This is a genomic window from Pedobacter sp. AC163 (assembly GCF_979258665.1).
On sequence record NZ_OZ409872.1, the window covers coordinates 2,034,796 to 2,047,099 of the forward strand.

The 12,304-nt window shown below is 38.2% G+C and carries 8 protein-coding genes; 6 read left to right on the top strand and 2 right to left on the bottom strand.

Features of this window, described 5'->3' with window-relative positions:
- Window positions 1-24 precede the first annotated feature (24 nt).
- Window positions 25-645: a nicotinamide riboside transporter PnuC gene (gene pnuC, locus ACZZZK_RS08580; protein WP_463483786.1), complete on the bottom strand. Its 621-nt coding sequence runs from the start codon at window positions 643-645 to the stop codon at window positions 25-27.
- A 426-nt stretch (window positions 646-1,071) separates the two neighbouring features.
- Here pnuC and ACZZZK_RS08585 point away from each other — a divergent pair, with 426 nt between their 5' ends.
- The 6 genes from ACZZZK_RS08585 (at window position 1,072) to ACZZZK_RS08610 (ending at window position 9,166) form a co-directional block, all read left to right on the top strand.
- Window positions 1,072-4,101, top strand: coding sequence for a ligand-binding sensor domain-containing protein (locus ACZZZK_RS08585; protein WP_463483787.1), 3,030 nt, complete (start codon window positions 1,072-1,074; stop codon window positions 4,099-4,101).
- Window positions 4,091-4,741 carry a response regulator gene (locus tag ACZZZK_RS08590; protein ID WP_463483788.1) on the top strand — a complete coding sequence of 217 codons (651 nt, stop codon included), beginning with the start codon at window positions 4,091-4,093 and terminating at the stop codon, window positions 4,739-4,741. Before ACZZZK_RS08585 ends, ACZZZK_RS08590 begins: the two co-directional genes overlap by 11 nt.
- A gap of 181 nt (window positions 4,742-4,922) precedes the next feature.
- Window positions 4,923-5,414 (top strand): T9SS type A sorting domain-containing protein, encoded by a 492-nt coding sequence (locus ACZZZK_RS08595; RefSeq protein ID WP_463483789.1) that lies wholly within the window; start codon window positions 4,923-4,925, stop codon window positions 5,412-5,414.
- A 29-nt stretch (window positions 5,415-5,443) separates the two neighbouring features.
- Complete coding sequence (gene porV / locus ACZZZK_RS08600) at window positions 5,444-6,586, top strand: type IX secretion system outer membrane channel protein PorV (protein ID WP_463483790.1); 1,143 nt, start codon at window positions 5,444-5,446, stop codon at window positions 6,584-6,586.
- A 29-nt stretch (window positions 6,587-6,615) separates the two neighbouring features.
- The gene (locus ACZZZK_RS08605) at window positions 6,616-6,870 is read left to right on the top strand and encodes a hypothetical protein (protein ID WP_463483791.1); all 255 of its coding nucleotides are present in this window, start codon (window positions 6,616-6,618) and stop codon (window positions 6,868-6,870) included.
- Window positions 6,871-6,976: 106 nt separating this feature from the next.
- Window positions 6,977-9,166, top strand: coding sequence for a tail fiber domain-containing protein (locus ACZZZK_RS08610; protein WP_463483792.1), 2,190 nt, complete (start codon window positions 6,977-6,979; stop codon window positions 9,164-9,166).
- Between the two features lie 77 nt (window positions 9,167-9,243).
- On the opposite strand, the gene ACZZZK_RS08615 is transcribed toward ACZZZK_RS08610, so the two are convergent.
- On the bottom strand, window positions 9,244-12,159 hold the full coding sequence (locus tag ACZZZK_RS08615; RefSeq protein WP_463483793.1) for a DNA gyrase/topoisomerase IV subunit A: 2,916 nt from the start codon (window positions 12,157-12,159) through the stop codon (window positions 9,244-9,246).
- Between the last annotated feature and the right edge of the window lie 145 nt (window positions 12,160-12,304).

Here is a 12,304-nt window from a genome sequence, read left to right on the forward strand (position 1 = left end):
CCGATTTAATATAGGGTTGATGAGTTAAATGGTTCGAAGGCTTCTTTTGCCTATAATCTTCTTCCAATCGATAAAACCGAAAATGGCAACTACAAACAAGAAAATAGTTAAACAAGCCATTAAAGGCAACTTTTTATGAAACAGGAGCGGGATAGCTACAACGTTCGACACATTTAGAAAAATCCAGTTTTCAATTTTACGTTTGGCCAAAAGCCACATTCCTGCCCAGGCTGTGCTTGATACAAATGCATCGAGAAGTGGTACATCTGAATCGGTATGGTTGCGCAGTACAAAATAGAAAACAAAAAAGCCAACTACCGAAATCATAACCGCAATGAGTAACTCATTGTTAGTGCTCCAGGCCACTTGGTTTGCCCCTTCAACTTTGCGTTTCTTCCAGATAATCCAACCGTAAACGCTCATGATTAAATAGTAAATACTAAGGCACATTTCGGCATATAGCTTTACATTTAAAAGCAGATACATGGATAGTAAGATAGAAACAATACCTGTAGGATAAAGCCAAATGTTGTTTTTCTTTGCCAGCAACACTTCAGAAACGCCAAAGCCTACGGCCAGCCATTCGATTAACGAGGTATGTAAAATTTGCTCCTGAAAAAGCCTGAACCACTCTTGAAAATTCATTAACAATAATTTGATGTCTTCCGACTAATAAAAAATAATTGAAAACTGCTTTCAGGGCGAAACAGTAAGATAATTTAACCTCTTCCCTCCGTCGGCATTATCCGAATCAGGTGCATTTAAGTTGAAAGTTTAGTGTTCAAAGTTGAAAGTTCTTCAAACTTTTCACTCTTGACTTTTCGCTTAAAATGGGTGTAATCTCAGCCTCTTGATTGCAACAGAAATTGCAGAACAAAAAGCACCCCTTTGAGTGACGCAAATATAGTTTTATTTTTCCCATGGCAAATAATAAAAATCACTAACCAAAGCAAGTAGCTGATTATTAGTACATAACTAAAGATGTAACATTATATTTTCTATATTTAAGATAGAAACCGATCAAATAAATTTAATATGCGATTTAATAACGCTCTCCAGAGATTAAATTTTATGATAAAGCTTTGTAGCGTTTTCTGCCTTTTCTTTGGTGGATTGATCGGCTATTCGCAAACTAAACCTACCCTTTTATTTAAACATTTAACCCTTGAAGATGGACTTAGCGATCCGACGATCAGAGCCCTGCACATCGATAGGAATGGCTTTTTATGGGTTGGAACTGAAAATGGTTTAAACCGCTTTGATGGAACAACTTGTTACACCTACAAAAACATCAACAATTCTAAAAACTTTCCTGGCAATTATATTACCAATATTATCGAAGACAGCGCAGGCGATTTAATCATAGGCTCGCAAAATAATCTGGTTAAATATAACAGGCAACAAGATAATTTTACCAGTTATAAATTTCCTGAAAATCCGAACTTAAAAGATAATTACTATTCTTTTCCATTTTACATCGATCATCGGAAAGATTTGTGGGTTTATCTTGCCGGAAATATTTACAGGTACAGTAATCAAACTAAGAAAACCAAATACATTACAACTTACTCTAACGGTTTTCAATTTGTTCCTATTCCATTCTATCACGAGTTAGATTGGTTTATAAGCCGTGGAGTAAAGGGAATTTATATCAATAAAGCTAACGATACAAAAGAAGAACATGTTCAGAAATTTTTGATGAATAACGATTCCCCTCCGTTAAATAGCCACGTTGAAGACGTTTACGTTGAAACCGACACGTCGCTTTGGCTTGGAACGGATAAAGGTTTAATTCTTCTCAATCCCAAAACTAAAAGCCATCAAATATTCAGCAATTGTAAAACAAACAAGAAAATAATCGCGACTGCAATTGCTAAATATCCAGACCAACCCTGGCTATTAGTTGGCACAAGAAACGATGGTTTGCTCTTATTCAATTTAGTATCAAGGAAATTTTTTGGCTGGTATAGCCACGAGTCGGACAATTCTTTAAGCCTTTCCGGTAACTATATCAGGAGAATTTACATCGATCAAAAACAAAATCTTTTTATTGGTATTGACGGCCATGGACTAGATTATACCAATTTGAATAAGGTGATATTTACTCGGCTATTAGAGAAAACGAACACTGTACCCACTGGATTTGATAATGATGTTGTGGCCATGCTGAGGCTTAAAAATGGACAGCTGTGGTGTGGCACAAAAAATGGAGGCTTGTACATCTACCTAAAAGATTTAAAGAAGCCATTTAAAAATGAATTTGCAAAAATAGGTATCTCAAAGCTTGTTGAAACGAGCAACGGGGATGTATTATTAGAGCTTGCCGATGGACGATTTTTTCTTTACGAAAGTAAGATTGATAGGTTCATCCCATTAAAAATAAAGTTTTCTGAAAAGCAAAATGGAAAGGTGCAGATTAACCAGATTGTGAAAATTAATAACACGCTATTTGCCGCTACAGAGTACGGAGTAGCTAAACTATCCATAAGCGCAAGCCATGAGCTTTTGTTTGCTGCAGACAAGGGTTTTAATCAGTCGATTACCTGGCCAAATATTCAAAGAATTATACCCTTTAATAAAGATGAGGTATTGGTTCAAACCTATTATACCTCGCTTTATTCAGCTAAATTAAAAGGTGATCGATTTGTTCTGGATCAGAAAATAGCGCCAACTCCATTCGGCATAAATGGAAACATTACTATTGATGAGACCATTTATTTAGGGACTAGCTCCGGGCTGATCAGGTTTAATACGGTTACTAAAACATTGGATAAGTACAGCCTATTGGATGCGAATTGCACCAGTATACTCGCCGATCGAAACAACAATTTATGGCTTGGAACCAATCATGGTCTTTATTTTTACGAACCTAAACAGGCAAATCAAACCCGTTATGTTACTGCTGACGGTTTACAAAGCATGGTTTTCAATATTAACTCAGCACTTTCCTGTAACGATGGTTTGCTCTATTTTGGAGGAATAAACGGCATAAATGTAGTGAACCCCTCAAAAGCGAAGGTTTACACCAGCGTTGCCAAACCTCAAATTACATCTATATTAATAAACGATAAAACGTCCTCGCTAGTTGGTATCCCAACTACAATATCCAAGCTAAACTTAAAACACAACCAAAACACGATTACAATTGCATTTAGTCCGATGGATTTCACCAATCCAAAACAAAGAAAAATTGTTTATCAAATGGTTGGTTACGACGATAAGAAGATCACTGTTATAGGCAGTAACAGTATTCGTTTTCCAAATATGCCATCCGGAAAATTCAAGTTAGTGTTAGTTGATGTGTATAGCAATAAAAGAACCGAACTACCCATCTACATCAGCGCTCCATTCTGGCAAAAGTGGTGGTTTTTGGTGATTTGTTTATTGAGTCTGATCATCATCTCTTTTATGGGCTTTGTTATTTATTTAAGGTGGATAAAACATCTACAAATACTTCAGCTTCGTCAAATGATCAATTTCCAAAAGGCAGACCGAAAAAGAATAGCTGATGATCTTCATGATGATGTCGGTTTGCGCCTATCATCGTTGAAACACTATCTTCTGGCAGGCGACATCAATAAAATGATAGATGGCGGTGAACTACGCAAACTTTCATCAGAATATATTGATCAGGCGGTTAGCGTATTAAGATCGACGTTGATCAACTTAAGCCCCAAAACTATTGATGAACATGGATTAATTACAGCACTTGAAGACCTGATTGAGAATATCAACAAACTCAAAATCATTACCATACATTTTGATTATGCAGGCTTCAACATCGCACTTAAAAGTACACAACAGTATTCGCTCTACAGAATTTGCCAGGAGTTGATTAACAACACCATCAAACATGCAGGCGCTAAAAACATTTACATCGCAATTATTAATCGAGATGAAAAAGTGATCATTTTATATGAAGATGATGGCATGGGTTATGATACTTTACTCGTAAAAAGAGGATACGGGCTTTACAATATCGAGGCTCATATCAAAGCTATAAAAGCAGATCTGGCTATTGATACGCAAATTGGAAAAGGAGTAGCGGTGACCATCACAATTAATTTAAAACAAATTTTAAAGTTTAAAAATGGCAGTTAAAATTTTGATAGCCGACGATCATAAGGTGTTGATTAATGGGCTCAAACTCATTTTGGCCGTAAGAAATGATTACGAAGTAGTTGCAATTGCAAATAACGGCATGGAAGTGATTGATTTACTACTACACCAATCTCCAGATGTTATCTTGCTAGATATCAATATGCCCATATTAAACGGTTATCAAACCATCAAGCTGATAAAAACGAATCACCCTAACATTAAAGTAATTGTGCTATCAATGCTTAATGATAAGCGAAGCGTTCTTAATATGCTCGAAGCTGGGGCAAATGGCTTCCTTTTTAAGGATACGGACGATAAACACCTCTTTAAGGCTATTGATTGCGTGATGAACGAGGAATACTATGTATCAGAAAGTCTTAATGATATTCTCGATGAATTTTTGAATAACATCAAACATAAAAAACCCAAAACGAAACACACACTTTCGGCAAGGGAGATGGAAATTGTTAACCTTATTGTTGAGGGAAATACAAATGCACAAATAGCAGACCTACTTTTTTTGAGTACGAGGACAGTAGATACTCATCGAAAAAATATTTTTCACAAGCTTGATTTAAACAATACTGCATCGTTGGTTAAGTATGCCATGGAGAATAAAATGTTTTTAGGCTACGAGTAAAATCCCTTCAAAAAATACCGTAAAAAGCGTATTGAATTAACAAATTGATTTATGTCAATTTGTATAGTTCGATCATTAACGCTGCTCTAAAAATCCCTAAAAAAAATAGAGAAATAGTGATTGGAAAATAAAAATCAGTAATTGATTTTACGAAAATTAACTAGTCAAACTCCTACGCTCTATGAAAACGGTATCTCTACTTTTGCTATTTTTATCTATTGCTATTTCAAATTCAAAAGCTCAAACCATGCTTACCAGAAATGTGGTGGCCAGTACTGGCGGCAGTGCGCAAGTAGGCAATGTTCTTGTACAATATACCGTAGGCGAAGTCGCAATACTCACTCAGCAGACTGCCGGTATTTTACTTACTCAAGGTTTCCAGCAACCAGAATTCACTATATCTAACATCATTGTACCCGCTGTAGGTAACATGAGGGTTTATCCAAACCCAGCTGTTGGCAGAACAAAGGTAGATTTCGATTTATTTAGTGATAGCAAGGTTCTAATCAACCTGGTTAATAACGCTGGTCAAATTGTACACTCCAGCACTGTAACGAGCCTGGCAGGAAAGGTAGAATACATTATTCCACTAAATGGATTGGCCTCCGGAATGTACCATGTAGTACTTTATGCCAACTTCAGAACCTATTCTGAAAAGCTTGTAATCCAATAAGACTTTAATCTCTTACTTAAATACTTTCCATGAAAACGCTTATCAAAACCTCATCAGTTTTATTGCTTTCGCTTTGTCTGGCAATTTATAGTAAAGCGCAGGTACAAAACCAATACCGCACAGTAACAACAGCTGCTTCTTTTTTATTAGTTAGTACTGATGCAAGGAATACGGGAGTGGCAGAAGCTGGAACAGGACTTGTTAGCGATGCAAATTCCAATTATGTAAATGGCGCCAAACTTTCTTTTGCCAATACAACTGGAATCAGCGTTTCTTACGTTCCCTGGATGCGTGAAGTAGATAAAAACCTGCACCTCGGCAACTTAAGTGCTTATCATAAATTTAGCGATAAAGATGTAGTCGGCCTTTCATTGAAATATTTCGATTTAGGGACTATAAATTTTCGAAATGACGCTGGAGGATTGCTTCAACAGTATCAGGCAAGTGAGTTTTCAATCGATGGCACTTATTCCAGAAAATTTGGAAATGATTTAGCTATAGCCTTGGCAGCAAGATACATCAGAAGCGATTTAGGCAACGGAATGTTTAATGGTTTGGAAGTGAATGCTGTAAATGGTTATTCTGCAGACATTAGTATTTACTCTGAAAAAACCTTAAATACCTCCAGATATGCTTGGGGGGTAAGTTTAACCAACATAGGTACAAAATTAAAATACTCATCAGTATCTGCCGGCGAATCATTTCTGCCAATGAATTTGAGAATCGGTGGTGGTTACACGATACTAAAAAGTCAAACCAATAGCATCACTTTTCTAGTTGACCTCAATAAGTTGATGGTACCAACTGCTCCAAGGTATAAATTGGATGCAAATGGAATAACAACTACAGAAATTGAAAAGGGAAAAGATCCAAGTAGAAGTGTTCCAAGCGGATTGTTTACTTCTTTATTTGATGCTCCCGGTGGATTTAGGGAAGAGATATCAGAATTCACCATTGCTGGAGGAATAGAATTTTCTTACCAAAATCAATTGTTTGTACGAACAGGATATTTTTATGAGGATCCAGAAAAAGGAAACAGGCAGCACTTTGCACTTGGGTTAGGACTGAAATTAAAGCCTATACAATTTGATATGAGCTACATAGCGCCAACTGCCAAGCGATATGTACTTAGAAATGGGATAAAGTTCACCTTAAGTTATGCCATCGATTAATCTATAACACTCAACTTAAAATTAAAAAAATGAAAACATTAATTTTCTTGCTTATACTGATTTTTATCGGTATCGCAAATGCAAAAGCTCAATCTACACCAAGCAGCATGCCTGTTCAACAAAATACAGATGTTAAAGTTGCCAAGACAAATGTTCACATCCCTGCAACAATAGCGGGCCAAAACCTGTCATCTGATCAACCCACCCTCGCTCCAGCTCAGAAAATGGCTAAAATAGATGCTATTAAACTGCCATTAATTCAAAAAGAACAAGTTAAACTATAAAATACTCCTACCCTGTCCAGGTATTCAAATTAAACAAGTGAATCTCTTTCAATCAAGTTATAGGAGCTCATGTATTATCTAATTGACCTAATCAAATTTTAGCAAAATGAAAAAAATTACGCTTATCCTTGCCCTAGCAACCTTTTTATATGTAGGCAACGTGCTTGCTCAAAGTGGTCTTACTGGAATAAATTATCAGGCAGCTGCCAGAAATAATGATGGAACAGTTTTGGCAAAACAAAATGTAAAAGTGCGCATATCTATCCTTGGCGGAAGTACCAATGGTACAGTTCAATATCTTGAAAACCATGATTTAACCACAAATACATTAGGTTTATTCACTTTGCAAATAGGTAAAGGGACACCCTCTCAAGGAACTTTAGCTGGAGTGCCTTGGCAAAATGCGAATCAATACTTAAGGGTAGAACTAGCCATTGGAGGCGGGAGTTTTACTGATTTGGGTACTACTCAATTAATGAGTGTACCCTATGCTTTATACTCTGCAAACGGAACGCCTGGCCCAATAGGACCAGTAGGCCCAGCCGGACCAACAGGTGCACAGGGCCCGATAGGATTAAACGGTCCTGCAGGGGCTACGGGGCCGATTGGTTTAACAGGACCCGCTGGACCTATGGGACTGCAGGGCTTGACTGGACCAATTGGCGCACAAGGCCCAGTTGGTGCAATAGGACCCGCCGGCCCACAAGGACCTATTGGCATTCAGGGACCGATTGGTGCAACAGGCGCAAAAGGAACGCAAGGACCAATTGGACTAACCGGACCAGCAGGACCAATTGGGATACAAGGCGTGCCGGGGGCAGCTGGACCTCAAGGAGCGGTTGGTGCAACAGGGCCTGCAGGTCCAATTGGACCACAGGGGATTCCAGGAACCATTACTGCATCACCCGCTGGTGGAGACCTTACTGGAAATTATCCAGATCCAGTTGTATCAAAAATCCAATCAGTTGCGGTTGCCAATACTGCCCCAACTTTAAACCAAGTACTCAAATTTGATGGTACGAATTGGAAACCAGACAATGTTTCTGGCGATGATTTAGGCAACCATACCGCAACCCTTCCGTTAAAATTAAATAATCAGCCTGTTACCAATAATGGCAGTAATGGATTAACATTAGAGGATAATGGTGCTTTAACGCTTAAGACTAGCATAAACAATACTATCAATACAGCCAAATTCGATAATTCAGGAGGCCTTGTACTACCTGGTAAATTTTTAACAGGTACAATTCCAGTAGAAGGACCAGGTACTCGCTTGATGTGGTACCCTAAAAAAGGTGCACTCCGAGTTGGAAATGCTGTTGCAACGGAGTGGGATGATTTGAATATCAAAGACTATTCTTATGCTTTTGGAAATCAGGTAACTGCCAGTGGATATGGCTCTGTTGCTTTTGGCGACCAAGTTAAAGTATTATCAACAGTTGGCGTAGGATTTGGTTCTGCCGTCACAGTTACTGGAACTGCGGGTTTTTCTGCAGGAGCGAGCAATACTGTTGGTGGATTTTGTGGGGTGGCTCTAGGTTATACCACTATAGCAAATGGTCAAGGTTCTGTTGCTATTGGTTACAGAGTAGAATCTCTGGAAGATTATGCCGTGGCTATTGGCTACAGAGGCTTAGCTAGACACGAGGGTGCGTTGGTATTGTCTGATGCATCTAGTTTGAGTGGAAACCGTGCGGATTATACTACTTCAAGTGCTGCCAACCAGTTTACCGCTCGTTATGCTGGTGGTTTTAGGTTATTTACAAACGATGATATGAATGTAGGTGTTTCTTTAACTCCTGGAGACAACTCGTGGAATATCATATCCGACTCCACCAAAAAAGAAAGATTTATATCATCTAACGGCGAAGAAATGTTACTAAAATTAAGACCTATGAGATTGGGATCCTGGAACTATAAAGTTCAGCGTGGTGCAAATCACCGCCACTATGGCCCAATGGCACAAGATTTTTATGCAGCTTTTGGTAAAGACAAATATGGAACAATTGGTAGCGATACAACCATCGCCCAGGCAGATATGGAAGGTGTTTTAATGATCATGGTTAAAGCCCTTGAAAAAAGAACTGCCGAACAATCGGTAGAAATTGCCAAACTAAAAACGCAGAATCAAGAGCTTGCATTATTACTTTCAGAGACAAAAAAAGCAAATGAGGAATGGAACCAGCTGAAAACGCTTTTAAGCAAGCAATTGGAAACGAAAGAATTAAGCGAAAAACTAAAAGCAATTAATAGTGAACCAAGAAAGAACAAGCCAGAAATAGCTAAGAGTAAATAGCCAATTCTACTTGAAACAAAAACAGCCGCCTGATTAAAATCAAGCGGCTGTTTTTGTTTGGAGCTGAGAAAATGCTTTTAAAATAAGCCTAATTGTCCTTTTTCATCAATTTCTATATCATCTGGATTGGTGATTTCAAAATCAACTTTCTTAATAGGCTTTTCTTCTTTTGGTTTCTCCGATTCTTTAGCTGACTGATTTTTAACCGTATCTGCTTTAGGTTCATTAACTGGTTCTTCAACAGCTTTGGCCTCATCGACTGCCTTTTGAGCCAGTGGCTTTTCCATCACGCTTGGCTTTTCAGCCGTCAAATCAGGCTTACGCTCAAATTTAGGCTTTTGCTTTTCCTGTGTAGACTCGTCACCTTTATTAGGACCTACGTTTTCAGGAGCCGCTTCCTCGTTATCTTCTTTTATCTCCACAGGATTCTCTTCAACCGAAGTTTCATCTTCTCCACTACCCTCATTTTCATTAGCTTCTTCTGCTTCAATTTCAGGCTCTTCTAAAACTACCTTTTGAACATCGTGAGGTGATAAACGATTGCCATTAGCTTTCAAACCTTTTACATCAATCAGGTCGGACAATGTTAAGTCAAGTGTTTCCGGAATTTGTGTCTTGCCTTTCAATACATCAAGCAATACTTTAGCGGCAGGATTTGACGTGAGAAATAACAGCTTGGATTTTGGTTCTTCGCTAATAAAAACGACTTTTTTACCATTCGTCTGTAATTCAAAATTGAAGCGTTTGATGAAATAATTTTGTGCTTTTCCTTCAAAATGAACAGCAGCAAATATCTTATCGGCATCAAACTTCTCAATCAAAATTAGCCCATCATCAAAGTGATTACTAAGTTCAAAAGAGCTTAGCTCGTAATATCCATCTTTATGAACCTGCAAAATTCTGTCATCGCCGTCAAATTCGCCTAGGTACTTACCTCGTCCATCAACATTTAAACGCTTCAGTAAATCATCGTACCAAATTTTTAGTCCTGATAAAGTGGATACCCCTTTGCTTTTCAGAATGATTTTCTTGACCGGATATTTGGAAATAATATTTCCTTGCGAACCACGACCTTTTATGGCAACTTCTGCAAAATCTTGATCAAATTGCAGTTTACGTAACTTTGAATGCGGCTTTAAAGCAACGTTAACCACTTCGGCCTCACCATTTGGATTAGCAGTGAAATATAAAACCTTCGAACCTTTCGAACCCTTAGTTAAATCGTATTCCTTATCACGGGTAACCCCAACAACCGCGAAACGTTTAATGTAAGACGTGCCAGAAGAACCATCTTTATAAACCATATTGTAAATTGTTCGCTCGTCGTTTTTCTTAAAAACCTGCGCATGGATAATCCCCTTGCCAACAAAAGTTTTATCAGCAACCTTAGTAATCATGCATTTTCCATCCTCACGGAAAACAATTACTTCATCAATATCAGAGCAATCGGCAATAAATTCATCCTTACGCAAACCTGTACCAATAAAACCATCCTCGCGGTTCATATACAACTTAACATTCGCCAAGGCCACTTTTGATGCCTCTACCCTATCAAATAAACGGATTTCTGTTTTTCGTTCTCTGCCTTTGCTATACTTATCTTTTAGTTTCTGAAACCAGGCGATGGCATAATCGGTTAGATGTTTCAAGTGATTTTTAACTACTTTGATTTCATCCTCCAGGTTTTTCATCTGCTCATCTGCCTTTTTCACATCAAACCTGGTGATGCTGCTCATCGGTTTATCGATCAGTTTTTTAAAATCCTCTGGTAATATTTCTCGATAGAGCGATGGCTTAAAAGGATCAAAAAGCAAGTGTAAAACTTCAACTACCGTATCAAAGTTGGCCGAATTTTCATATTCAGGATTTTTATACATTCCCTCCTGAATAAATATTTTTAAAAGCGAACTGAAGAAAATTTTCTCCTGCAACTCGTGCAGGCGAATCTCCAATTCTTTTTTCAATAAACTTTTAGTATGCTTTGTATTTTCAATTAAGATATCATTCACACTCATAAAGTGTGGTTTGTCACCTTGAATAATACACGTATTTGGAGAAATGGAAACTTCACAAGCGGTAAAAGCATAAAGTGCATCGATGGTCACATCCGGCGAAATACCCGGTGCTAAATGCACAATAATTTCTACATGAGCCGCTGTACTGTCCTCAATTTTCTTGATTTTTATTTTACCCTTATCATTGGCGGCCAAAATACTATCAATGATGGAACTTGTAGTGGTACTATAAGGAACTTCTGTTATAACCAGTGTCTTTTTATCCTTTTCGGTAATTTTAGCACGAACACGAATTTTTCCACCCCGCTGACCTTCATTATAGTTTGAAAAATCGGCCATTCCACCAGTAAAAAAGTCGGGCAAAATATTAGGCCGAACGCCTTTCAGGGCATCAATGGAGGCATCTAACAATTCGATAAAATTGTGAGGCATCACCTTTGTAGCCAAACCAACTGCAATACCTTCTGCCCCTTGTGCCAATAATAACGGAAATTTCACCGGTAAAGTAATCGGTTCGTTGTTACGTCCATCATAACTTAACTGCCACTCCGTAGTATCAGGATTAAAAACAACTTCATTGGCGAACTTGGATAACCGGGCTTCAATATATCTCGGTGCCGCAGCGCTATCGCCAGTAATCGGATCGCCCCAGTTACCCTGCATGTCAATTAGCAAATCTTTCTGCCCAATCTGCACCATCGCATCTCCGATAGAAGCATCCCCGTGAGGGTGATATTTCATCGTGTTACCAATTACATTCGCTGCTTTATTGAAACGTCCATCGTCCATTTCCTTAAGCGAGTGCATAATACGACGTTGAACAGGCTTTAATCCATCATGAATATGAGGAACTGCCCTGTCCAAAATTACATAAGATGCGTAATCGAGGAACCAATTTTCGTACAAACCGTTAATTGGTGTAATGGTGTGTTTATGCTCTTCGTTTGGATTTAGGTTTTGATCTGATTCTTCACTCATTTATCTACAGAAATTGGCAGCCGTAAATATAATAAAAATGATTGCACAGTGTAAAAACAGGTTATTCACATTTAAGTGCCTAGGAATATCGGCAAGGCAGGCTGTAATTAGGTTAGAAGTACATCAAAACCTGTAAAAAACTCGG

Excerpts from the sequence above, each read along its gene's own strand:
- pnuC (WP_463483786.1), bottom strand. The coding sequence starts at position 645 with ATGAATTTTCAAGAGTGGTTCAGGCTTTTTCAGGAGCAAATTTTACAT.
- ACZZZK_RS08585 (WP_463483787.1), top strand. The coding sequence starts at position 1,072 with ATGATAAAGCTTTGTAGCGTTTTCTGCCTTTTCTTTGGTGGATTGATC.
- ACZZZK_RS08590 (WP_463483788.1), top strand. The coding sequence starts at position 4,091 with ATGGCAGTTAAAATTTTGATAGCCGACGATCATAAGGTGTTGATTAAT.
- ACZZZK_RS08595 (WP_463483789.1), top strand. The coding sequence starts at position 4,923 with ATGAAAACGGTATCTCTACTTTTGCTATTTTTATCTATTGCTATTTCA.
- porV (WP_463483790.1), top strand. The coding sequence starts at position 5,444 with ATGAAAACGCTTATCAAAACCTCATCAGTTTTATTGCTTTCGCTTTGT.
- ACZZZK_RS08605 (WP_463483791.1), top strand. The coding sequence starts at position 6,616 with ATGAAAACATTAATTTTCTTGCTTATACTGATTTTTATCGGTATCGCA.
- ACZZZK_RS08610 (WP_463483792.1), top strand. The coding sequence starts at position 6,977 with ATGAAAAAAATTACGCTTATCCTTGCCCTAGCAACCTTTTTATATGTA.
- ACZZZK_RS08615 (WP_463483793.1), bottom strand. The coding sequence starts at position 12,159 with ATGAGTGAAGAATCAGATCAAAACCTAAATCCAAACGAAGAGCATAAA.